Genomic DNA, 24,034 nt, shown 5'->3' with positions numbered 1-24,034 from the left:
CTTCGCTAACGTAATTCGTAATTATGAAATTCCCCAGTGCCAACTTGGTGTTTTGACTGGTGCATCCCATAATCGGATCATCTCGTCATCTAATTTCAGCAAGGTAATGGAGCAACCTTGCATCTCTAGAGATGTGATGTAAGGGCCGATTAAGTTTCGCACAATTTGCAATCCTTGCTGTTCGCAGATTTGGGCGAGTTTGCGGTAAACAATATATAGTTCGGAAACCGGAGTTCCACCCATACTATTGACGAAAGCTAATAACCGATCGCCTTTGGCAAATGGTAGACTTGTTAGCTCTACATCTACCCATTCTCCTTTGTCTTCATCCCACTCGCGCAGTTTGCGGCTGTATGGTGCATCCTCAAGGAGCGATCGCGTTAGAACTTCGGTAATCTCATCTGCTGCTTTGATAACTGTACGTTCTATTCCTGGCTCACCGTGGATACCGATACCTAATTCGATTTCGCGATCGCTCAATTCAAATGTCGGCGTTCCATTGGCGGGGACTGTACAAGATGTTAGAGCAATACCCATACTCCGCCCATTCAAATTTACTCGGCGACATAAATTTGCTATTTGTGGCAAATCATACCCAGCCTCAGCCGCCGCGCCACAAATTTTTTCCGCCAATATTGTTGTTCCCACACCCCGCCGTCCTTGGGTATAGAGGCTATCTTTCACTGCTACATCATCATCAATCAAAATATTTAGCGATCGAATGCCTTCACTACGGGCTAACTCTGTTGCCATTTCAAAGTTCATCACATCGCCACTGTAGTTTTTGACGATGTAAAGGATACCAGAGCCTCCATCTAAAAGCTTTGCGGCTTCTAGCATTTGGTCAGGAGTAGGTGAAGTGAAAACTTCGCCAGGACAAGCTGCATCAAGCATTCCTTTGCCCACAAAGCCAGCGTGCATTGGTTCATGTCCACTGCCACCACCAGAAATAATTGCTACTTTACCCTGTATCGGCGCATCGGCTCGATAAACAATAGTGGGATCATAGTTTACTTTAATTAAATCGGAATGAGCCGCCGCCATACCTTCTAGACTTTCCCGCACAAAGTCTTCCGGCTTGTTGATCAGCTTTTTCATAATCCGTGTTTGCTTAAAAGGGTTCTAAAACCCAGGTTATAGCGCTTCTGGTTTGTATGCAATAGAGTCTGACCTCTGTCTAAATCTCTCTTCTAGAAAGCTTTGGTGTTGCATTGGCATTAGAGGTCGATGCATTGGCATTGCAGGTTGATACATTAGCATTGCAGGTTGATGCATTAGCATTGCAGGTCGATGCATTGGCATTAGAGGTCGATACATTGGCATTGCAGGTTGATGCATTAGCATTGCAGGTCAAGATGTAGGGCAGCTTTAGAAGACTTTTGTGTATACCGTATCAACAGGGGCGCAAGGCCTTGCGCCCCTACCGCGTGGTCTGTCTACCTGCAAAATAGCTGTAATGTCAATCCAAAGATTCCATGAACTCAATACACTTGTGCATCTGCTGGCGCATGGTTTCCCTATCAGCATGAAACCTTCGTCCATGACCTGGTAGTACCCATTCAAAAGAGTAATTAGCCAAGTTACGCATTGATTTAGTCTGTTCTGACCAAGAATACCAGCAGAAATCGTGGAATGCAGCCAGTTGATGGAAGTTTTCTGACCAAGCGAGATGGTCGCCAGTGAATAGGAACTTATTTTTGTAGAGTAGGACTGTTTGTCCTTTGGTGTGACCGGGAACTGGGATAATTAATAAATCTGGTGTCAAGGTAGATGGTTCAGAACCAGTTAGCTGTATTTCCACATTGCGAGTATCCGCAGTAATATCATCAACGTGGAGGATGCGATCGCACTGAAAATGCTCCGCAAACTTTTGATGATCTGCCACATCATCCTTATGAGTTAGGTACATATAACGAATCGGCCCCAGTTCTTCTAAACGCTTGACTAAAGGCGGCGTAAAACGGGGAGAATCCACCAAAATGTTACCTTCTGGAAGTTGAATTAAATAGCTAGCAGCACCATAAGATTTTTCAGAATGATAGCCGCAGTGGTAAACATTTTCCGCCACTAATATTGGAAATTTTTGTTGAGCATCTTTGATATCTTTTGGTTTCTCAACAGTCCCAATAGAACTAGTAGGACAAGCTAAAAGTGCTTCCAGGGCTGCTAATCTTTCTGCTTCATTCGTTGGTTGATGATAAACCGCCGACTGTTCATCAACACGAGAAAACACTTCAGGAGTCATCCAGCGACAGGTATCACAATCAATACAGGTAGTATCTACATAAAAATCGCCGTTGACATTTTGGGGACGACGCTGATTTAAATGAGCCATATTAATCCTTTTGCTTCCAGGCGCTTACTGGGGAGCGATAAACTCTATATCAATAAGCTAGCAAAAGTAACTTGAGACTGTAGCCGCCACGAGAAGTAAATCTGCTCAAAAATATAAAGACTCGTGAAACCTAGTAAACAGAAAATGGGAAAACTTAATAGACACCATCTGCTTATTCCCAAATATGCTTTACTGTTCTAATTCCAGTTGTTCAAATCCCTTTAACTCTAATAACAAATTGTTTATCTCCTGGGAACTAGATTAATGATTCGATTGTTTTCTGAGTAGTTCTCAATTTAAATGCAAGATTTTTATGTTTTTAACAAGAACAGCGGTAAAGGTGCAACAATTATGGTCTTTACTTATGTGAAAATGAACTTAGTCAAAAATCATACTCTGGGTTGATCATCTAAATGAGCAGTAATGGTCAAATCAAAATTCTGTTTCTGGCAGCAGATCCCAGTAATGCTACACGATTACGCTTGGGGCAAGAGTTGCGTGATATTCATGAAAAACTGCAACTAGCAAAAGAGCGAGACAGATTTATTCTAGACTCGCGTGAATCTGTACGTCCGGGAGATATTAGCCAAGCAATATTCGATGTTGAGCCGCAGATTGTGCATTTTTCTGGACATGGAACCAGTACAGGTGAGCTTTGTTTTGAAGATTTACTGGGAAAGTACCAACCTGTACAACCCGATGCTCTAGCGGCGTTATTTGAACTAGTAGCCGATCAAATAAATTGTGTGGTGTTGAATGCGTGCTATTCCGAAGCTCAAGCAAAAGCGATCGCACAACATATTTCTTTTGTCATTGGCATGAATAAAGAAATTGGAGATCAAGCCGCGATCGCTTTTGCTGTTGGTTTTTACAAAGCATTGGCAGCAAGGCGGACGATAGATCAAGCTTACAAGTTCGGTTGTGTCGAAATTAGATTGCAAGGCATTGCAGAACATTTGACTCCAGTTCTGTACACCAAACAAAACTCAGTGTCTCCGCTCTTAGAGGTACAGCAGATAGACTCGAACAAATCAGGTGGAGTACCAAATGCACAGTCAACTAGTTTAAATCTGGGGCAAAGGCAGCGAATTTTACAGGAAATCGAAAGCCTCCAGCAACAGTATGATTTATTAAGTCAGAAATTGAGCCGCCTACGGTTGGATTTAGTGATAGAATCCGGCACTGTCGTCAAGTTTCAGTTAGAAAAGCAGATTGAAAATGCTGAAGCTGAAAGAACACAACTTACTCAACGGATTGAGCAGCTAGAAAATAGCCTGCAATAAAAATAGTAATATCTCAATAGTTGGGTATTAAAACTCACTGATGTCCTTAATTAGGCACTTACAGCAAAGACGGGAAGAACTTCAACAACAATACGATCTCCTCAGCGAAAAGATAAGTCGCTTGCGGATTGATTCCGCTATCCAAGCAGGGACTTTAGTAGCTTTTCAGCTTGACAAGGAAATTGAGCGGGTTGAGAAAGAACGCGATCGCCTCCTGAAGCAGATTCAGATTATTGAGAGGTCTTGCAAGAGTGAGCCAATACACAGTGAACTGTTTCGCCTCAACTACATTGCACAGGTACAGTTATTCAGAGAATTTATTACAGAAAAACGTATAGGAGCTTTCTTAGTTCATGGTTCACCAGAATATGGTCAAATCTGGTTACTAAAGCGTTTGTTACAGAAAATTCCTGAAAGTACGGTGACTCCCCCAATCACATTTTATCTCTCACGCCGGGCACTTAGGACTGATATTGCAGCCCTATGGAGAGAGTTGGGTCGTCGGATTGGAGTACAAGATTTTTCATCCCATGAGGAGATTGCCAGGAATGTAGTAGCTCAATTGAAAACTCAACACATCATCCTAGTTTTTCACGATCTCGATTGCATCGATGAAACCTATCTGTACGCATTAATCCGTGATTTTTGGTTGCCCCTGGTAAATTCAACCCCACAGACAATTTGCTCAAGCAACGAATTTTTTCTACTGATGTTTTTGCTTGACCAAGATGGTTGTGTCAACACTTGGAATCTTGAGTTTGCAGATCAGCTCGATCTGGTATGGAAACCCCATATTCCCATTAGGCTACCGATGATTGATCCCTTATCTGAGGAAGTCTTGGTTAACTGGATGGAAAATGCAATTGATGTTCTACCAATCCAGATGACTAAAAAAATTGACTATACAGTTCAGGTGATTCTAGAGAAGAGTGAAGGCATTCCAGAGCGTGTGTTTGCTGAAATTTTTGGTTTGTGTGGCTGTAACTGGCAGGAGGAAGAAACCCGGTGGTTAGAACTTTAGACGGCAAGCGGCTGAAATACATAGGTGAGGTTCAACCCCAGCCAGGAGAACAAGACCCTGAGACGGGGCAAATCTTGTATCCCTACCTGCCTAGTGAGAAATTGGTAGAGGCTGTGAATTTAGCGATCGCTCTCGAACGCCCCTTACTATTGAAGGGAGAACCAGGATGCGGCAAAACAAAATTGGCTCGTGCTGTGGCTTATGAGTTGGGTTTACCTTATGAAGCTTGGTACATCAAATCTACTAGTCGAGCGCGGGATGGTCTTTATACTTATGATGCCGTTGGCAGATTGCGGGATGCTCAACTTGCTGCCTCCAAAATAGATGAAGAAGCCGCAGTCAAAGCAAAAAATGCTGATGCCTACGTAGAGTGGGGCCCGTTAGGACGTGCCTTTCGCAACGAGCAGCCAACTGTAGTTTTGATTGATGAAATAGATAAAGCTGACATTGACTTTCCTAACGATCTGCTGTTAGAGCTTGATGAGCAAAGGTTTGAAGTCACGGAAGTAAAACAAAACAGTCTGCTCAAGAAAATCCAGGCAAAGGCAACACCAATTGTTTTTATAACTAGTAATGATGAGAAAGACTTGCCTGATGCCTTCTTACGTCGTTGTCTATTTCACTATGTCAAATTCCCTGAACGTCAGCAGTTAATCGAGATTGTTAAAACTCGGTTTTCGGTTTCACCGTTGGAATTAGTGGACGCAATTATTGACCGCTTTTTAGAACTGCGCGAAGAGATGCGGCGGGACAAGGGCGAAGCAGGCAAAAAGGTCAGTACCAGCGAACTGATGGATTGGGTGCGGATTCTTAGTCATCATCAAGATGATCAAATTCTCAACAAGTTAAAAACAGAACTTCTGTATCCTGGGGTGTTACTAAAGAGTTGGGATGATTATCGCCGTTATGGTGAACAGATGCGATCGCAACCAGAAGCATGAAGATAAAAGCTCACCACGAAGAACTACCACTGCTTGAGCTTTTTACACAACTGCGCGAGGCAGGTTTGCCCTTGGGTATCGATGAATACCGTCTTGTTTTGACAGCTTTACAGAAAGGCTTTGGCACGACTGATCAAGAAGCGTTAGCAGAAATGTGCCGTACCTTGTGGGTAAAATCCCAGGATGAAGAACACCTGTTCAACTATCATTTTCAACAGGTAATAACAGAACCTTATCCTGTAAAACCTTTTGTCAGGAAGGAAGAAGAGAAAACGTCTTCCAGAATGCAAGAAGCGGTAGAAAGTGACGATAATTATTCGCCTGAGTCACCCAATACAACACCTGCCACTGTACCCGTTTCATCGGAATTGATGGAAGTACAGGATGAGATGCAAGTGGCTGAAGCAGTACAGATTACTACTCAAAAAAATGAGGAAATTACTGTTAATCGCTTTACCGAAACCGATGAGTATTTTCCAGTGACGCGGCGGCAGATGAAACAAAGCTGGCGGCATTTACGCCGAATGGTACGCCAAGGCTTGCACACAGAGTTAGACATAGAGGCAACTATTGAGCAAGTGGTACGGCAGGGGGTTTTGCTAGAGCCTGTACTGATGCCCAGTCGGGTGAATAGAACTGAACTGCTGTTGCTGATTGATCATAAGGGATCGATGGTTCCCTTTCACGCACTATCCCAGCGATTAGCCCAGACAGCATTACGAGGCGGACGCTTAGGAAAAGCTAGTATTTACTACTTTCACAATTGCCCAACTAAGTATCTTTACCATGACCAGACGCGCCAAAAAGCCGAAGCTGTCACAGATTTTCTAGCTCAGTTGCGCCCAGAGCGTTCTGCTGTATTAATTTTTAGTGATGGGGGAGCAGCACGGGGCGGTTTTAGTCTGGAACGGCTAGAGTTAACCCAAAAATTTTTAGACCAGTTGAAACAGCGATCGCGTTATATTGCATGGCTGAATCCAATGGCAACAGAGCGCTGGTTTGGCACAACATCGGGAGAAATAGCCTGTTTAGTGCCGATGTTTGAAGTTAGCCGACAGGGTTTTGATGGTGCGATCGATGTTTTGCGTGGTCGGGGAATCAATACACAATTAAGGTACGGGCTGTAATAAATCTAACTGGGAGTATTTTAAGGGTAGAAAGCATGAAAGCAGAAGTCACTAGTCGTCGAATTGAGTCTTTTGGTCAACGCTTCGGGGAAGCGCACCTCTATCTGGCTTACCATGCTGCTTTTCCGTTAGCCCTCACCCCAGATTTACTCTACCGCCTGTGGGCGAATTTTCAACGAGATATTAATCGTGAAGTACTAAGTATCCCTTGGATGGCTGTGGCTGATTTACTACTTTCTAGCCTTTGCAATGAGGTGGGACATGAACTCTATGAGATGGATACAGCAGTGCGAAATGACCTGTTGAGAAAGTTGAGAGAGAATCCTCGTTTTGGTGAAAAGCGGATTAATGAATTATCTGATTTTTTACTTACCTATGTGCGGCAGCAACTTGAGAGCTACGACCCGGATATTCGTGATTTTGCTCAGGCTCAGAAGTGGACAGCGTTAGCCTATACGCGACCAAGTGAGGCAGCGAGAGATTTAGCATCAGTTCTTGCAAGGTTGAAGTTAGAGGAAAAGGCAGAGTGGATTCGTATGGCATCGCTGGTGGAAACTTTTGCAGAGCCATTAGTAGAATTCCAGCCGCTACTAATTTATGCTCGCGGGATGGCAAAATTTGTCCGTGGGAACCAAGAACGTGCAATAGCCGAGATGACAAGTTTACTAGCAAATCAAGAGCCTCAAATACGTGTTGCTGGAGTAAACCTGCCGATTCCTAGTCCAATCTTGGCGCAAACAAGAGAAACAAATAAACAATCCCCTTCTGAAAAAAGCGATCGCACATTCGACCCTAATTTACTCGTAAAACTCTATAGTGCTTTTAACCCCTTTGAACCCTTACCCGCAGGCGATCCAAAATATGTAGATTGTCAGGATGTGCGCGGAGATGCGGATATTGAACAAGAGTTGGGAAATCGGATGCGATTGGCAAATACAAATACTTGTCAATTGTATTCTGGTCATCGGGGTGCGGGGAAGTCTACAGAATTACTTAGGTTAAAGAAATATTTAGAAAATCGGGAATTTTATGTTGTGTATTTTGCGGCTGATGAAGAGGATATCGTTTTTGAAGATGCCCAATATACAGATATACTCCTCGCCTGTACCCGCCATTTGCTCAAAGATTTAAAAGAAATTGCCAGCCCTCGCCCTATACTTGAGTGGTTGAAAGGTCGTTGGGAAGATTTGAAAGATTTGGCGCAGACTCCTATAGAATTTGAGAGTCTGGGAGTAGAAACCCAGCTAACTCAATTCGCCAAATTGACCGCAAATTTAAGGGCTGTTCCTGAATTACGCCAGAATATTCGCCAAAAAGTTGATATTTACACTGTCACTTTAATTCAGGTGTTAAATGAATTCCTGGTGGATGCAAAACAGAACTTACCTAATGGCTACAATAAACTGGCAGTAATTGTCGATAACTTAGACCGGATGGTGTTAGTCAAAGACGGAGAACGCACCAACTATGAGGAAGTTTTTTTAGACCGCAGCGAACAACTCCAAGCTTTAGATTGCCATTTGATTTACACTGTCCCCATTTCAATGGTTTATTCTACCAGGGCAACAGACCTCAGAGATATCTACGGCGACCCCCAAATTTTGCCGATGATTATGGTAAACACTCTCAAGGGCGAAGTTTATCAGCCAGGACTCAAGAAAGTTAAAGAAGTAATTAACAAGCGAGTGCGGCAAATTGCCCCCGAACTATCACTAGAGAAGGAAATTTTTGATAGTTCCCAAACCTTAGACAGACTTTGTTTGATGAGTGGAGGTCATGTGAGGAATTTGCTATTGTTAACTCAAGATGCCATTGGGCGCACTGAAGAGTTACCTATTTCAGAAAAGGCGGTGCGACGAGCAATTACTCAAGCCAGAGATACTTATCGCCGCGCTGTGGAAAATCATCAATGGAGTTTGTTAGCGGAAGTATCACTTTCAAAGCGCATTATTAATGATGACTTGTATTGGAGTTTGTTGTATAACCGATGTCTTTTAGAATACCGCTATTTGGATGATGATGGAGAGATGCAACGTTGGTTTGATATTCATCCATTGATTCAAGAAATTCCAGAATTTAAGGAAGCTGTAGCAAAACTTTTATGAACCCAAATTTAAGTGATTGGGATGATGATTTACAACCTGAACCCGAAGAAGCTTATCAAAACTTACGCGGAAATCAGGATTGCTTATTATTGCGGAATATGTATCTTCATGTGCGCCAAAGAGTTCGTTTACGTAACTAATTTTCATAAGAAGGTCTTAAATCTTCTGAAATGCGATCGCGCCCCTTTACCAAACGCGATCGCTAAATTTTCCATCCCCTATCCAATAAAATGCAGATGATTAATCACCGCACTAATTAGATTATGGGTAACGGGAAGACTATCAACTACCATCCCCAGACACAACAGCATCATGTAGGAGATGGAAAAGAGAAACAACTCTTTAGCTACAGCGCGATCCTCTGGATTTTGCAACAACCGCCAAGACTTGTGGATAAATAATCCTCCCAGACTTACAGCGATCGCGGCATAAAGAATTCCACTTGCGCCCAAGGGATAAACTAATAACACGGTTGCAACTACGGTAAGCAGGGTGTAATACCAGATTTGCCGCACTGTTGCCGTATCACCTTCAATCACAGGTAGCATTGGTATCCCCACCTTTGCGTAATCGTCCCGAATCATCAGAGCTAAAGCCCAGAAATGGGGTGGTGTCCACAGAAAGACGATGCCAAAAATTAACCATGCTGACCAGCTTAATGTGCCCGTGACAGCAGCCCAACCCACTAACGCCGGAATTGCCCCAGCCGCGCCACCAACAACAATATTTTGGGTGGTGTGGCGTTTTAGCCAGTGGGTATAGACCAAAATATAAAAGACGATGCCAGAGAAGGCTAGCAAGGCGGCTAACAGGTTGGCAAATACTGCCAAAAGTGTAAAGGAAATCGTCGCCAGTGCGATCGCAAAAATTAGAGCATCGCGCGGTTGCACCTTACCGGAAGGCATCGGACGATGGCGCGTCCGCTCCATATCATAATCAATATCGCGATCGTAGATACAGTTAATCGTCTGGGCGCTTGCAGCAGCCAAAGTGCCACCAGTGAGAGTTACTAGCAACAGCAATGGGTCTACTTCTCCCTTAGCAGCAATCCACATACTCCCAGCCGTCGTAATCAAAAGCAACGGAATAATCCGAGGCTTTGTTAGCTGGTAATAACTTTGAACTACCTGGAAAAATGTTTCGTGGTGGCGAGAGACATTAGTCTCAATCATTTTGGCTCTGGTTCCTTATTTTTCAACAACTTATATGCAGCCCACGCTCAAGCTGGCTCTTTCAGGCAAATAAAAACACAGATTTCCTGTCCCTAGTTGGGTCGCAATACTCGCCGTTGCGTCCTTCATCGTTGAGTGGGGAGTGGGGAGCAGGGAGCAGGGGAGATTAGGGAGAAGAACCAATGCCCAATGCCCAATGCCCCATTCCCAATGCCCTATTCCCTACTCAACACTCAGGACACGTGAATCAGCACTAACTGAGTCACGCTGTGCGAGAACTGTGAAAGCCACCAAAGTACCTAACAAAGCTGCTCCTATAGCTTGGTGAGAGACGGTGAGAGGCTCGACTTGGAGATGTAATTTGAAAGTGGCGAATCCCAACAAAATTTGTAAGGTCAACAAACCACCAGCTATATTTGCCAGTCGCCGCAAGGCTGGATGTAGTGCTGGTGTACGCCAACAGATAAATACCATTGCCAAGGTTGTCACTGTTGGCGGCACCAAACCAGCAATATGGCTGTACATTACAGTACAAAGTTGAGAACCACCGAAGCATTGGTGTAGCGCCCAGCGAGAGCCTACCAAAGCACCTAGCAGACTTTGCAGGTAAACCAGAATAGCAGCAGTTAAACCTACCCAAGGCAATTTCCCAACGGTTCCAGTCCCCTGATAGGGAGTGAGTGCCGTGCCGATAATCAAAAGGGTGCAAAAAAATAACAGCGCCGTTCCTAAATGAGCAGTAACAATATCAAACCGCAACAGTTCGGTAACGGTGAGTCCTCCCAAGATGCCTTGGAAGACGATTAAAAATAGGGCGAATGTGGATGCCCAAGGCAGCCATCTGGGTAATAAACGACGATGCCACCAGGACAAACCAAAAAGTGCGATCGCGCTTAAACCAATTAAAGCTGCATCCAATCTGTGAAACCACTCTAGGAACACCTGGAGATTCATTTGCTTGGCTGGCACAAGTTCGCCATAGCATAAGGGCCAGTCTGGGCAAGCAAGTCCAGCATTCATCACGCGGGTGGCACTGCCTATTGCCATCAAAATTAAGGTGGCTATGCACATTTTCCACACCAAGCGCCGAATCATTTCCTTGGGCTTTTGCTGCTCAACTGCCGCTTCATTTTGTTGTTGTAGGACAAATTCGCTCATGAATGATACCTTCTGCCCGCTCTTGGTGGCTCTCTTAAAATTTTCAATTTTCTTTTAGTGTCCCATCTTCACCCTAGCGTATAGGCTAAGGGTTTATAGATTAGCACTCACTTATACTTTGAATCACTCTAGGAAGGTTCTGTCTGAAGCTTTAGGTATTTTTCAAGATGTGAAAAATTGATTAATCACAATTAATTTAAACATTCTAAATTTTTCCTTAAATTTTCCCACTGATTTTAGGAGAAGGCAGAAGTTAGGGGGTAGGAGGCAGAAGGAAATAATTATGAATGAAAACTTCAGTTTTGAGTATAAAACCCAGTGGTTCAATACCCATGCTTTTAAATGCATCTGGGTTACTCCTCCCCTCTACCTCCTGCCCCCTGCCGACGCTCGCGGACTCGCTAACGCTTCGCTATCCTGCCTTCTGCCTCCTGATAGTCACCTTGTACCCAACATTAGTAAAATAGTTAAAAAAATTAATAAAAATTTCAGACCTTTGGACTCTATGCCTTCCAGCCTAGACTACCTTAGTAAGTGGGCAGCTTTAAGATAACGTAGTAAATTCAATTAAGTAAGCCGTGAAGATTCCAAGTTCAATCTGGACATTACTCATTGGCATCGTGCTAACGCTAGCCAGCCTTTGGTACGGTCAAAATCACGGTCTGTTGCCAGCAGCAGCCACGGATGAAGCCGTCTTGGTGGATGGTCTGTTCAACGCGATGATGATCGTTTCTACAGGTATATTCCTGTTAGTTGAAGGTATTTTGATTTACTCCGCATTTAAATACCGTCGGCGTGCAGGTGACAATGAAGACGGCCCACCAGTTGAGGGCAATATACCTCTAGAAATTCTCTGGACGGCGATCCCAGCAATTATCGTTATCGGTATTTCTGTTTACAGCTTTGATGTCTACAACGAAATCGGTGGCTTTGATCCCCATGCCATCCATCAAGCGCCGATGAATCAGGAGTCTATGGCAATGCCTGGAAGTGCGATGGCCGCAACTTTAAGCGATACTCCTCCCAGCACCGAACCTAACCTCAATCAAGAAAAATCTGATGAGGCAATGCAAGACCCAGCTACCGCAGAAGTCCGCAATGCTGACCAAATTCCCCAACTGCGGAATGCCCCAGGTGTCGGTAGTGTTGCTCCAACAATTGGGGGAAGTCCTGATAAAGCAGGCAAACCAGCACAATTACAGGTCAACGTCACAGGTCTACAATATGCCTGGATTTTCACCTATCCTGAAACTGGTATAACTACAGGTGAAATGCACGTTCCCATCGGGCGAGAAGTGGAAATCAATATGACAGCCAACGATGTCATCCATGCTTTCTGGGTGCCAGAGTTCCGCCTGAAACAAGATGCGATCCCTGGTAGACAAAGCGAGATTCGCTTCACCCCCAAAACAGCAGGAGATTATGTCCTAATCTGTGCCGAACTTTGTGGCCCCTACCACGGTGCAATGAGAGCGCCAGTAGTTGTTGAGTCAGAAGAAGCATTTGCCAAATGGATGCAAGAACAGCTAGTTGCCAGCAAAGAAACACTAAATCAAGCCGTTGCTGTTAACCCAGCGAATTTATCCCCAAATGATTTTCTTGCTCCTTACACCAAGGAAATGGGAATTAAGCCAGAAATCCTTCATCAAGTTCACCATTAGTCAATATGTTATTTAGTCAAAATCCAGTGACTAATGACCAATGACTAATGACTAATGACTAATGACTATGACACAAGCTCAGTTGCAAGAAACTGCCAATATCCCTGCCCTTCTTGAGGAACCAGGGATCAGAAAATGGCAAGACTTCTTTGGCTTTCAAACCGACCATAAGGTGATTGGGATTCAATACCTAGTCACTTCGTTTATTTTCTACTGCATTGGCGGCGTAATGGCTGACTTGGTTCGTACTGAACTACGAACCCCAGAGGTAGATTTTGTTACCCCAGAAGTCTACAACAGTCTGTTTACGCTGCACGCCACGATCATGATTTTCTTGTGGATCGTGCCAACCGGGGCAGGGTTTGCTAACTATCTAATTCCCCTGATGATTGGGGCAAAAGATATGGCATTTCCTCGGCTGAATGCTGTTGCCTTTTGGATGATCCCCCCTGCGGGTATATTGCTGATCGCCAGTTTAGCGGTAGGCGATGCACCGGATGCGGGTTGGACTTCCTACCCTCCCCTGAGTTTGGTAACAGGACAAGTGGGGCAAGGCATTTGGATTATGAGTGTCCTGCTGCTGGGTACGTCCTCAATTTTGGGGTCGATAAATTTCCTGGTGACATTGCTAAAAATGCGTATCCCCAGCATGGACATACACAAAATGCCCTTGTTCTGCTGGGCAATGTTTGCAACTTCGGCGCTAGTTTTAGTATCCACCCCAGTTCTTGCAGCCGGTCTGATTCTGCTTTCTTTTGACTTAATTGCCGGGACAACATTTTTTAACCCAACTGGCGGTGGCGACCCGGTTGTATACCAGCACATGTTCTGGTTTTACTCCCACCCAGCCGTTTACATCATGATTTTGCCCTTCTTTGGAGCAATTTCAGAAATTATCCCCGTGCATTCCCGCAAGCCGATTTTTGGCTATAAAGCGATCGCTTATTCATCTCTAGCAATCAGCTTTTTGGGGCTAATCGTCTGGGCGCACCACATGTTTACCAGTGGTATCCCCGGTTGGTTACGGATGTTCTTTATGATCACCACCATGATCATCGCTGTACCCACGGGGATTAAAATATTTAGCTGGTTAGCAACCATGTGGGGTGGAAAAATCCAGCTTAACAGTGCGATGTTGTTCGCTATCGGCTTTGTCGGCACTTTTGTAATCGGTGGGATCAGTGGCGTGATGTTGGCATCAGTGCCCTTTGACATTCACGTTCACGACACCTATTTTGTGGTAGCCCACTTGCACTATGTGCTATTTGGTGGTAGCGTGCTAGGGATTTTTGCCGCCATTTACCACTGGTTCCCAAAAATGACGGGACGGATGATCAACGAATTTTGGGGTAAGGTTCATTTTGCCTTGACTATTGTCGGTCTAAACATGACCTTCTTACCTATGCACAAACTGGGTTTAATGGGCATGAATCGCCGCATTGCCCAATACGATCCCAAATTCACCACATTGAACGAAATTTGTACGTATGGTTCTTACATACTGGCAATTTCGACATTCCCCTTCATCATCAATGCGGTTTGGAGTTGGTTGTACGGTGAGAAAGCTGCTAATAATCCTTGGAGGGCACTTACCTTAGAATGGATGACAACTTCACCACCTGCGATCGAAAATTTTGATCAAACCCCAGTGCTGGCTACAGGCCCCTACGACTACGGTTTGGAAAGGGCTAATGAAGATGTACCCTTATACGATCCCAATCCAATCTTGTCTGGTGGGCCAAACTCAGTATTAAGAGCAGAACCCGATCCAGCCGTTGCTGCCAATCCCGAAGACCGCAAATAAACTTGCGACTGTGGACTGGGGACTAGGAATTTCTTCTCCTCTGCTCCCCATTCCCCATTCCCCATTCCCCACTCCCCACTCATCAAAATTCATGCAAAGTCAAATCATTGACCCAGCTAAAACCGAACTTAATCATCACCACGCGGTGGAAGCGTCCGTTGGCCATCACGAAGAACATCCAGACCATCGTCTGTTTGGGCTATATGTCTTCCTGATTGCTGAAGGGATGATTTTTATGGGTCTGTTCGGAGCCTACTTAGCTTTCCGTGCTACCTTACCTGTGTGGCCGCCAGCAGGTACTCCAGAATTAGAATTATTGTTACCTGGAGTCAACACCATCAATCTAATTTCTAGTAGTTTTGTCATGCACAATGCTGACACTGCTATCAAAAAGAACGATACGCGAGGTGCGCGAATCTGGTTAGCAATTACCGCCGTGATGGGCGCTACTTTCTTAGTGGGTCAAGTATATGAATATACCCATTTAGAATTTGGTTTAACTACCAATTTATTTGCTAGTGCATTTTATGTTTTGACTGGTTTCCACGGATTGCACGTTACCATTGGCGTTTTGGCTATTGTTGCTGTGTTGTGGCGATCGCGCCTTCCGGGTCACTATAGTGACGAAAAGCACTTTGGTATTGAAGCAGCCGAAATCTACTGGCACTTCGTTGACGTGATTTGGATTATTTTGTTCGGATTACTCTATCTCCTGTGAGTATTAATTATTTAGTTGTTTACTCCACGCAAACAACTTAATAGGCCCCCAATAGGGGGCTTTTTTAATTAATATTTTATTTTTCACTTAGCAAAGTTTATAGAAAATATACTAAAACAAGCTTAAACTACTCACACTATTACTTTTTTAAATGTAACTGACTTATTGCAAGTGATATATAGTACTCATATTTTATTTTTGAAGAGAACTTCGTACAACTCAAAAAGCCTTCTTTCCTATTGCCTACTCATCCAAGTAAGTAGGGCTACGCCACGCTGCGCGAACAAAAATCATAGCGGATTACTATAGACGAAACTAAAAGGTGGGAAAAGTCGGAAAAGTCGGATGTTTTTTAAATAAATCTTCTAACTACTGAATGTTGTCTTCTGTCTACAGTTATAAATACTGGAGGCTAGTATTAAATTTACTTAAGTGATAAAATTATTGAATTATTCCAAAAATAAATTTTATATTTATATTAAGATATCTGTAAAGGTATCAAATTAACCAAGTTAAGGAGCTAACCATGAAAATGCTCCAAAGTATGGTTTGCCTGAAAAGCTAACTTCCTCAAATAGTAACAAATCTAGCGGCAGGTATTCATACCTCACCCAAGCTCTGAATGGTCAGTAAATTGACAAGTAGTATACGCCACATGAGCCAGAACCCTCTAGTTAGAAAAAAACTTCGGAGTCGCTTTGAGACTGTCAAACTGCTGGAAAGCGGAGGTTCTGGTAATACTTACTTGTTAGCAGGTGCTAGAGGTAACAGGGATCAATATTCTCTCCCCAGAAAAACACTTCGTAATCGGTTTGAAATTATCAAACACTTAGGAAGCGGAGGCTCTGGTGATACATACTTAGCCGTAGACCTAGATTTACCAGGACAACCCCATTGTGTGGTAAAACATTTCCAACCAAAAGATTCTAATCCTGCTGTTCTACCCATCGCTAAAAAGTTATTTGATCGAGAAGCGGAAGTTTTATACCAGCTAGGCAACGACCACGATCAAATTCCTAGACTGTTTGCCCATTTTGATGAAGATGGAGATTTCTATTTAGTCCAAGAATTTATTGATGGTCATGCGTTAACCCAAGAAATTGTATCAGGTCAGCGTCTGAGCGAGAGTGCAGTCTTAAGTTTATTAAAAGACATCCTGGAAGTATTGGCATTCGTTCACCAAAATAACATTATTCATCGCGATATTAAGCCCCAAAATTTAATGCGGCGGCACTCCGATCAAAAAATTGTGCTAATTGACTTTGGGAGTATTAAGAAAATTGGTGCTTTGGGAGCAGGTTTAACAATTGCTGTTGGAACTCCTGGTTATATGCCAAGCGAACAGGCTAAAGGAAAGCCAAAACTTTGCAGCGATATCTACGCAGTCGGGATGATAGGCATTCAAGCTTTGACAGGTTTAATTCCTGAGCAAATAAAAGAAGATCCTAATACTGGAGAAGTTCTCTGGCGCGATCAGGTACAGGTAAGTGATGCTCTTGCAAATATTTTAGATACAATGGTTCGCGATCGCTACAACCAACGTTATCAGTCTGCCGCAGAAGCTTTACAAGCACTTAATTCTGCTCTAATGTTGCCACAGTCATCAGAATCTGCTGGCATCAACCAAAATGCTGATGATACTTATTTGCTAAATTATAGAAACTTTCTTTTGCTTCTAGGAATAGGACTTGGCGCTACCACTAGTTTTATAGTATTAATTTTAATCTATACATTTATTAATACAGGTGCATCGTCTCCAAACCAACCTACTCAATTAAATAATTTTATAGAAAAATTTGTTGAGCAACGATTTACTAATGCCAATGTGAATAGCCTAATAGCCAAATCAGCAGCTAAAAAAGGAGTCTGTAAAAACAATTGCAGCGTTGCAAAAACTACTAAAAATCAAATTGAATCTCATGATAGCATTCCACTTTAATTTCTGTTCGTGCAGCGTGGTGTAGCCAGATTTATTTGTGTGGTGCGCGCAGAGCAAGCGCGATAGGTCTAGCTTCACAAAATTCAAATATGAGTCCATACATTAGAAAAAGTTAATAATCTAGCAGCAATCATAAAAATACCTATTAACTAGCTATTACGTATTTAATTTAAATCTAAATATTCTAAAAATTATTCTAGGATAATTACTTAGAGATTCCTGTAAGATCAATATAATAAACAAAATTTAAAAATATGGACAATACAAATCAAAAAAAAGCTTTAATTAACAGCGAAATCTCCCTCTTTCTTAGAGGTTTGATTATTGGTAAAGTGCTGACACTTATGGTTATTGGTGGGCTGCTTTGGTGGTTACTAAAGCCGAATTTATTGTCCCGTAACAGCGTTAACTCTTCTTCTAATCAAAATTTTAAGACCGTCTCTAATACCGCATCCAGTTTTCAGACAGTTGCAGATGTTCCCACTGCCTCATTTAACTACGGAGGAAGTACAGCTTGGGCATCTATTCGGCAATTGGTAGATTCTCAGATCCAGAGCGATCGCCCGGAACTACAATTACGTTATGTAGACCCTGTTAATGCTAGCCCTGGTTCTAGCTCAGGCATTCGGATGTTACTTGATGGAAAACTAGATTTTGCTCAGTCTTCTCGTCCCCTTACAGATGAAGAACAAGCTATGGCAAAAGCGCGAGGCTTCACCCTTGAGCAACGTCAGATAGGTATGGATGGAATAGCAGTGGTAGTCAACCCATCCCTGAAAGTGTCAGGTTTAACTGTTGACCAATTGCAGCAGATTTATTTGGGGAAAATTACTAACTGGAATCAAGTAGGTGGGCCAAACCTACCCATCACACCTTTATCTCAACGACCAGAGGACGCAGATACAGTAATATTTCCTAGCAATAGCGACTTGAAAGGGCAAATACTTGGCTCCAATGTGCAATATGTCTACTCTACTACAGAAGCAGTGCGCCAACTCAGTAAAATCCCTGGTGGTGTGTATTACGGTTCTGCCCGTTCGGTAGTGCCTCAATGTAGTGTGAAGGCTTTGCCATTGGGTCAGACTGCTGGTCAATTAATTCCCCCCTATCGGGAACCGATGGTGTCGCCTGAGCAATGTCCGCGTCAGCGCAATCAGCTAAATACTGAAGCTATCAAAAATGGTAGCTATCCCATAATTGCTAATTTGTTTGTGATTATTAAACAGAATAAAGGTCGGGAACAACAAATTGGGGATGCATACACCAAACTTTTATTAACTGACCAGGGACAAAGAGCAATTGAGCAAGCTGGTTTCGTCAGTGTTGACTAGTAGATTTGGATGACAATTAAGCCCCCTTTCCCAAGAAACCCGACTTATTAAAGAAGTCGGGTTTCTTATAGAAGCTCTGAGTTGAAAATATTCACATTCACTCGACAGCATAAGAAGTAAATTGGCGTTTAAAAGGAGAATGAAACCCAATCACAATATCAGAACGGGGTACACCTAACTCAACCAATCGTTCAGCAACAGACTCTTCTGTACCATTATACTGAATCCATATTTTCTCATTTTGAATATCAAAATGCATGACCGGGCCAAACACCCGCTTATCTCCTTGCCAGCCAACATAAGCTAGTTGATAATGGTCATTTTCATTGTCTAAAATTAATTGTGAATTTACTGTATCGGTATTAGATGCTATTTGTTGATGTTCGCTTAATACTTGTTTGATAAGTTGTCGATAGCGTTCTATTTTATCCATAGTCGAATTTCCTCACATCTTGGGTCGTAAACTATCAACTTAACTTGGTAACGATGAAGAGCGCGTTGGACAAAAGAAAGTTGAAAAAAGTCTTGATATGTTTCAATAGGAACTGCTAGGTAAAGCGCTCTGTCTACTTCTTGTTCTTCAATAGCTTGGCAGTAATTTAGATATTGTCCTAGTGCAGTATGAAATTCACTGATATCTGAATCTGCAATAAAGCTCTATGCAATGGGTTCCCCAAAGGGGTTGTCGTTCGCGCAGCGTGTCGTAGACAAGACATCACACTCTCCATTATTCTCCATTGCTGTAGCAAGTTTTTCTAGATTTTGACGAATAGAGACACTACGGTGATGATTTACACCCCAAACTCGCTCACAAATATCTAAAGCTTGCAAATAAAGCGGTTCTGCCTCAGCATAACGTCCAGTTGCACGATAAATTTCTGCCAAATTATTGAGACTTTCGGCAACATTGGGATGATTTTCTCCCAATAGGTGCTTATCAAGTTCTAAGGCTTTTATACATAAAGATTCCGCTTCATTGTAGCGTCCTTGCTCCCTGTACATATAACCAAGAGCATAGATAGTATCTGCTAACAGTGGATGCGCCTTTTGCAATAGACGCTGCTTCAGTTCCAAGGATTCTAAAAACAAAGATTCCGCTTGATCGTAGCGTCCTTGAGCGCGGTATATCAATCCTAAATTGTGCAAATCTGTTGCAACATCAGGATTCTCTTCTCCCAAAAATCGCTTATCTAATTCTATTGCTTGTTGTGACAACGGTTCAGCTTCACTGTAACGTCCTTGATGATAATAAAGTAGGGCTAAATTATTCAGTATAAGAGCGAAAGAAAGATGATTTTCACCAACCAAACGTTTTTCAAGTTCTAATGATTGCAGATACAAAGGTTCTGCTTCGTCATAACGTCCTTGCTCATCATATAGTAATGCCAAATTGTTCAGACTGACGGCGACATCCGCATGGTTTTCTCCCCACAGACGTTTCCTCAGTTCCAAAGCTTGTTGATATAGGAGTTCCGCTTTAGCATATTGTCCAGTAGATTTGTAAAGTCCCGCCAAATTATTCAGGCTAGTAGCAAAAGAAGGATGATTGTCTCCTAGCAGGCGTTTTCTCAGTTCTAAAGCTTGTTTATATAAGGGTTCGGCTTCGCTGTACTGTCCTGTTGCACGATATATTCCTGCTAAATTGTTGAGGCTATTAGCTAAATCTATCTGCAAACCTAATTCATTTTGTAACTCACTCGCCTGTCGCCAATATTTAATTGCTAATTCCTGTTCTCCTTGATAATTTTGAGATTCACCCCGATCTAATCTGCTGTAGTAAATATCGCCCAATCTTGAGTATAAAGTAGCCAAGGTGGGGTCTTTAGTTCCCCGTTCTTGTTCTATTTTCTCGATTAACCTTTGTAAATCTTGAATTGGTAAGAAAAAGCGATTAGTTTCATTAGTATCTGTACTAGCTAATTCTGTGTCTCTAAAAACAAAGCGGATATTTTCTAATTCTTTACCAGGAATAGCATTTGTCTTTTGAGATTCAAACCGAAATACACCATTACGCCAACTCCAAAAATCAGGCGCTTTTTTAATTAGGTTAACTAAAATTTGGTTAGTTACCCAAAGCACGATCGCAAATGGAAATTCGCGCAATCCTTCCCTAGTCCACTGTAAGTAACCAAAAAATTTCTCCTGTTCCGATTGCTCATTTCCCAACCTGAGAAAATACAATTGTTCAGCACCCGTGACAGTAATCACTGCCAGGTTTTGCTGACGAAGATATTCTTCTTGTTGTACCAGTTGGTTAAGAGCAGCTTTGAGGCTTGGTTCCTGACGTGCTAAAGTTACTCGATATGGACGGAAGGCGGGTTGTAGTTCGGCTTCATATTGAGCAATAATCTCATCACGAAAGCTAGCATCATCGCAAACTGCAATCAGTAAATTTAATCCCCGTTTTTGAGCTTCAATAGAAACAATTAAATCATCATACGCATCTTGATTTTCTCCTTCATCATCTAATAATTCTTCATTCAACATTAATAGCTCCCTGTCTTTTCAAGCTTTCGATAATAATTGGATGAACATCGTACCAAGTTTCATCAGTACGATATTCTAGAACATACAGCCCATGTAGTAAATCCAAAAACTCTGCTTGTTTGGGATCATTGGGCATAAATTGTTCATAAACACTCTGCAAAATATCGATATCAGTTTTTCCTAAGCGAATAGAAAAATCATTGCGAATTTTATTGATTGCTTGAAGAAGAATTTTATCATCAATAATAACTTTGGCTGAGGGATTTCGCCGGATCATCCGCAAACAAATGCGGCAACATTCCTTAGAAATCCGAATTAACTCTCGCAATACACCACCACTGTAAATTACGATTTTTTCAGCCGTTTCTGCCGCAATTAATTCACTAGGAATCCGCTTTTGTAAAACTTCACCGAGAATCTTTGTTGCTTCCGGGCGAGGTAGAGCATTAGGGAAGCGATTTTTACCTTTATCAAATATTTTTAAGACAGGCATTGCCACAACTTGATCGTTGGTTTCAGTGGCAATTATTGTGCTGATAAATGTTTCTCTAAGGACTGCAATGGGGATGGTGTAAATAATTTGAAAGTTAGGTTGACACAGAGCTTTAATGTTATCTCGATAAATTTCGTTAACTCTGCCTAAGTCAAGCTTATCTAAATCATCAATAATTACCAAAACATTTTGTTTAGTTGCAGCTTGAATTAAAGCAGCTATTTCATTAATTCTGGCGACCAAATCTGATAACTTGCGTTCAAATTCTTGCTTAATTTCATCCCGAACGCTAGCATCAGCTTTTAATTTAGAGCTAATCAATTTTAGGAGGTCAAAACCTATACTAACTTCTGCTTGCAAATTTGATTCTTCAGTGCGAGTGCGGGTAGCAAACCACTTATAAAGAGCTTCTTTAGTAGATTGCGGAATATCAACTTTGCGGGCTTCTGCCTCTGTCATTAAATTAACTGCGATCGCAAACAGTATATTAATATGATTAACAGCCGACATTTCAATTTTGTCAGCAATAGAAAAGAGAACTACAAAATATTTATCTTGAATTTGTCTGCTAAATTCAGCTAACAAAGTAGACTTACCACATCCTCGATGTCCTGTAAAGACAATTTTGCCATCTCCATTAGGACTATCTTCCACTAATTGGTTCAGGTCTGCAATCAAATCATCACCATATTCGACTCTAAATCTTTCCATTTCGTTCCGTTCCATCAACGGAAACAGTTCGAGATTGCTGTATGCTTCTTGAAAGGAGTTTAATAAGTCTTCAGACATTGGATAGTGCCGTAAACGTGCTAACTATTCATATAATGGCTCATGATTTTTGAAGCACAAGTTCAGGCAATGTCTAGGATAGAGTATGCCTACATAATTTCTCTAATTCCGTTAATAAATAACTACTAGGTGAGTAGTATGTTATGTCTTAAAAAGAGATACCCTAATTCCCAAATTTCAACCTATCAATGAGTAACAGAGGTCAATAATCAATAAGACTGAATGATAGATGATACATTCGATAATTTAAACTGAATGATAGATTATACAAATAACATCCTGAAAGGTACTTAACATATAAATAAAATAAAATTTTCAGTTATAAAAATAAATTTTTAGTGTACTTCGTCTCATGCCCCTTTAGCTGATGCGATGAGTATCTGTTGTTACTATTGGTTTACTAGGCGGGTATCTCTCTTTTGCAAATATACCTAGTACAGCTAGGCGGAAATCAAAAGTCAAAAAGCTTAAAAGATAAGCTTTTAAATGATTTGAAATAGTTGCTTAATTTACGCTTACGCTGTGCGGTTTTACCTCACCCTAACCCTCCCCTTGTAAAGGGGAGGGAACTGGATTTCTTGTTTCCCCCCTTTACAAGGGGGGATTAAGGGGGGTAATTAGCTAATTAAGCGCTTAGTGGTGCAGAAAACTTTCCGAAGTCTCAAGTTGAGAACACAGTGACACGGGAGAACTCAATTTGTTGCTCTATCTGCGTTCGTTTTTTAAGTGAAGCAGTGGCAGATGGGGGACTATTCAGCGCTTGAGGGTCGCGCAAGTGGGAGCGGATGAGTTCAAAAGCGGCGGACTTATAATCCTTAAAATGTGGCTCAATGCCGCCAAATCGCTGACCATAAACCTCAAAAGTCTGCAAGGACGGCGGCACATCGGAGAGGACAGCCCAAGCCTCACTTGCCAGAGCTAAATGAGCGGTGGCGAGATGACACTCAATGTCCTGCAAAACTTTGACTTTTCGAAACAGATAAGCTTCGCCCTCTTGGGGAAGCAAGTTTGCAACCGCAGCCGTTTGACCATTGGAGAGGGTAATGTTCAAGTCCGATTTCGCCCGAATAGACCACGACCATTGATGCTCCCGTAACCACCGGATCAACGCACCATGTTCAAATCCTCGATCCGCTAACAACGTCACATGACATTCTGCCTAAGCAGCAGCCTTAACGTCGTTTCTAACACGGGGCAGTAGTCCTCAAAGCCCACGGTGGCACTGCCATGCTCCAATACCGTTTGACCAAGTGGAATAGAGCGTCCACCCCAAACTAAACAGATCTCAATTAAGCAATATTGATCCCATAACATACTGGTATCAAGTGTTAGTGTCATCGCCATGCCCTCCCAGGAGTTCAAGAACTGCTGCAACATAGGAAAATAGAAGGTTTCGGCAGTGATTTTGGGATTATGGACAAAGTAGTTTAAGCGCTCCATGTGGCTGCGAGCTTTGCACTCCCTATGACTCAGATAGGGCAACCAGTGGCTCAGACAGGCGCTTTGAGCTTGCAAAATGGCGGCGACATTCTCACAAAAGACTTGCAGATGTCGTTGATCTTGGGGACAAATCCATTGACTTAGTTGAACTTGCAGTTGACGATAAAGATGGGGGACTGACATGGAGTAGTTTTTGTGTGGAAACTTGAGCATCCCATGTCTTCCCCCTC

General features: G+C 42.5%; 20 protein-coding genes and 1 pseudogene. 12 read left to right on the top strand and 9 right to left on the bottom strand.

The annotated features are described in order from the left end of the window. Positions 1-21 precede the first annotated feature (21 nt). Positions 22-1,098 (bottom strand): dihydroxyacetone kinase subunit DhaK, encoded by a 1,077-nt coding sequence (gene dhaK, locus FD724_RS15585; protein WP_179073249.1) that lies wholly within the window; start codon positions 1,096-1,098, stop codon positions 22-24. Positions 1,099-1,211: 113 nt separating this feature from the next. On the opposite strand from dhaK, the gene FD724_RS15580 reads away from it, so the two are divergent. Beyond that, the gene (locus tag FD724_RS15580; RefSeq protein WP_179071157.1) at positions 1,212-1,361 is read left to right on the top strand and encodes a hypothetical protein; all 150 of its coding nucleotides are present in this window, start codon (positions 1,212-1,214) and stop codon (positions 1,359-1,361) included. A gap of 98 nt (positions 1,362-1,459) precedes the next feature. Here the strand turns inward: FD724_RS15580 and FD724_RS15575 are convergent, their stop codons facing one another. Next, positions 1,460-2,335: an MBL fold metallo-hydrolase gene (locus FD724_RS15575; RefSeq protein ID WP_179073248.1), complete on the bottom strand. Its 876-nt coding sequence runs from the start codon at positions 2,333-2,335 to the stop codon at positions 1,460-1,462. A 413-nt stretch (positions 2,336-2,748) separates the two neighbouring features. Here FD724_RS15575 and FD724_RS15570 point away from each other — a divergent pair, with 413 nt between their 5' ends. The 6 genes from FD724_RS15570 (at position 2,749) to FD724_RS15545 (ending at position 8,952) form a co-directional block, all read left to right on the top strand. Beyond that, a complete protein-coding gene (locus FD724_RS15570; RefSeq protein WP_179073247.1) occupies positions 2,749-3,618 on the top strand; it encodes a CHAT domain-containing protein in 870 nt (289 codons plus the stop codon). 40 nt (positions 3,619-3,658) lie between these two features. Next, the gene (locus tag FD724_RS15565; protein WP_179073246.1) at positions 3,659-4,639 is read left to right on the top strand and encodes a hypothetical protein; all 981 of its coding nucleotides are present in this window, start codon (positions 3,659-3,661) and stop codon (positions 4,637-4,639) included. Then, positions 4,624-5,580 carry a MoxR family ATPase gene (locus tag FD724_RS15560; RefSeq protein WP_179073245.1) on the top strand — a complete coding sequence of 319 codons (957 nt, stop codon included), beginning with the start codon at positions 4,624-4,626 and terminating at the stop codon, positions 5,578-5,580. Before FD724_RS15565 ends, FD724_RS15560 begins: the two co-directional genes overlap by 16 nt. Continuing rightward, positions 5,577-6,707: a hypothetical protein gene (locus FD724_RS15555; protein ID WP_179073244.1), complete on the top strand. Its 1,131-nt coding sequence runs from the start codon at positions 5,577-5,579 to the stop codon at positions 6,705-6,707. The genes FD724_RS15560 and FD724_RS15555 overlap by 4 nt, the downstream gene beginning before the upstream one ends. Positions 6,708-7,435: 728 nt before the next feature. Next, a complete protein-coding gene (locus FD724_RS15550) occupies positions 7,436-8,812 on the top strand; it encodes an AAA family ATPase (RefSeq protein ID WP_179075525.1) in 1,377 nt (458 codons plus the stop codon). Next, on the top strand, positions 8,809-8,952 hold the full coding sequence (locus FD724_RS15545) for a hypothetical protein (protein ID WP_179073243.1): 144 nt from the start codon (positions 8,809-8,811) through the stop codon (positions 8,950-8,952). Before FD724_RS15550 ends, FD724_RS15545 begins: the two co-directional genes overlap by 4 nt. Positions 8,953-9,030: 78 nt before the next feature. Here the strand turns inward: FD724_RS15545 and FD724_RS15540 are convergent, their stop codons facing one another. Then, positions 9,031-9,984, bottom strand: coding sequence for a heme o synthase (locus FD724_RS15540; protein WP_179073242.1), 954 nt, complete (start codon positions 9,982-9,984; stop codon positions 9,031-9,033). 222 nt (positions 9,985-10,206) lie between these two features. Next, complete coding sequence (locus tag FD724_RS15535; protein ID WP_179073241.1) at positions 10,207-11,142, bottom strand: heme A synthase; 936 nt, start codon at positions 11,140-11,142, stop codon at positions 10,207-10,209. Positions 11,143-11,720: 578 nt separating this feature from the next. On the opposite strand from FD724_RS15535, the gene FD724_RS15530 reads away from it, so the two are divergent. The 5 genes from FD724_RS15530 to FD724_RS15510 all read left to right on the top strand — a co-directional run bounded on the left by FD724_RS15530 (position 11,721) and on the right by FD724_RS15510 (position 18,595). Further along, entirely contained in the window at positions 11,721-12,803 is a 1,083-nt protein-coding gene (locus FD724_RS15530; protein ID WP_179073240.1) for a cytochrome c oxidase subunit II, read from the top strand. Positions 12,804-12,870: 67 nt separating this feature from the next. Continuing rightward, complete coding sequence (ctaD, locus tag FD724_RS15525) at positions 12,871-14,607, top strand: cytochrome c oxidase subunit I (protein WP_179075524.1); 1,737 nt, start codon at positions 12,871-12,873, stop codon at positions 14,605-14,607. 91 nt (positions 14,608-14,698) lie between these two features. Then, the gene (locus FD724_RS15520; protein ID WP_114080407.1) at positions 14,699-15,325 is read left to right on the top strand and encodes a heme-copper oxidase subunit III; all 627 of its coding nucleotides are present in this window, start codon (positions 14,699-14,701) and stop codon (positions 15,323-15,325) included. A gap of 655 nt (positions 15,326-15,980) precedes the next feature. Then, entirely contained in the window at positions 15,981-17,264 is a 1,284-nt protein-coding gene (locus FD724_RS15515) for a serine/threonine-protein kinase (RefSeq protein WP_242060686.1), read from the top strand. Positions 17,265-17,518: 254 nt separating this feature from the next. Beyond that, on the top strand, positions 17,519-18,595 hold the full coding sequence (locus FD724_RS15510; protein WP_114080405.1) for a PstS family phosphate ABC transporter substrate-binding protein: 1,077 nt from the start codon (positions 17,519-17,521) through the stop codon (positions 18,593-18,595). Positions 18,596-18,692: 97 nt separating this feature from the next. Here FD724_RS15510 and FD724_RS15505 read toward each other — a convergent pair whose 3' ends face one another. The 5 genes and pseudogenes from FD724_RS15505 to FD724_RS15485 all read right to left on the bottom strand — a co-directional run. After that, the gene (locus FD724_RS15505) at positions 18,693-19,028 is read right to left on the bottom strand and encodes a XisI protein (RefSeq protein WP_114080404.1); all 336 of its coding nucleotides are present in this window, start codon (positions 19,026-19,028) and stop codon (positions 18,693-18,695) included. Beyond that, a complete protein-coding gene (locus FD724_RS15500) occupies positions 19,016-19,231 on the bottom strand; it encodes a XisH family protein (protein WP_245246185.1) in 216 nt (71 codons plus the stop codon). Before FD724_RS15500 ends, FD724_RS15505 begins: the two co-directional genes overlap by 13 nt. Positions 19,232-19,252: 21 nt before the next feature. Further along, positions 19,253-21,082 (bottom strand): tetratricopeptide repeat protein, encoded by a 1,830-nt coding sequence (locus FD724_RS15495; protein WP_179073238.1) that lies wholly within the window; start codon positions 21,080-21,082, stop codon positions 19,253-19,255. Beyond that, positions 21,072-22,364, bottom strand: coding sequence for an ATP-binding protein (locus FD724_RS15490; protein WP_179073237.1), 1,293 nt, complete (start codon positions 22,362-22,364; stop codon positions 21,072-21,074). The genes FD724_RS15495 and FD724_RS15490 overlap by 11 nt, the downstream gene beginning before the upstream one ends. A gap of 754 nt (positions 22,365-23,118) precedes the next feature. Next, a pseudogene (locus tag FD724_RS15485) lies at positions 23,119-23,987 on the bottom strand (transposase); the annotation flags it as partial. Positions 23,988-24,034 lie beyond the last annotated feature (47 nt).

It is taken from the genome of Nostoc sp. C057, assembly GCF_013393925.1.
Taxonomy (GTDB): domain Bacteria; phylum Cyanobacteriota; class Cyanobacteriia; order Cyanobacteriales; family Nostocaceae; genus Nostoc; species Nostoc muscorum_A.
This window is presented reverse-complemented; position numbering and strand designations above follow the sequence as displayed.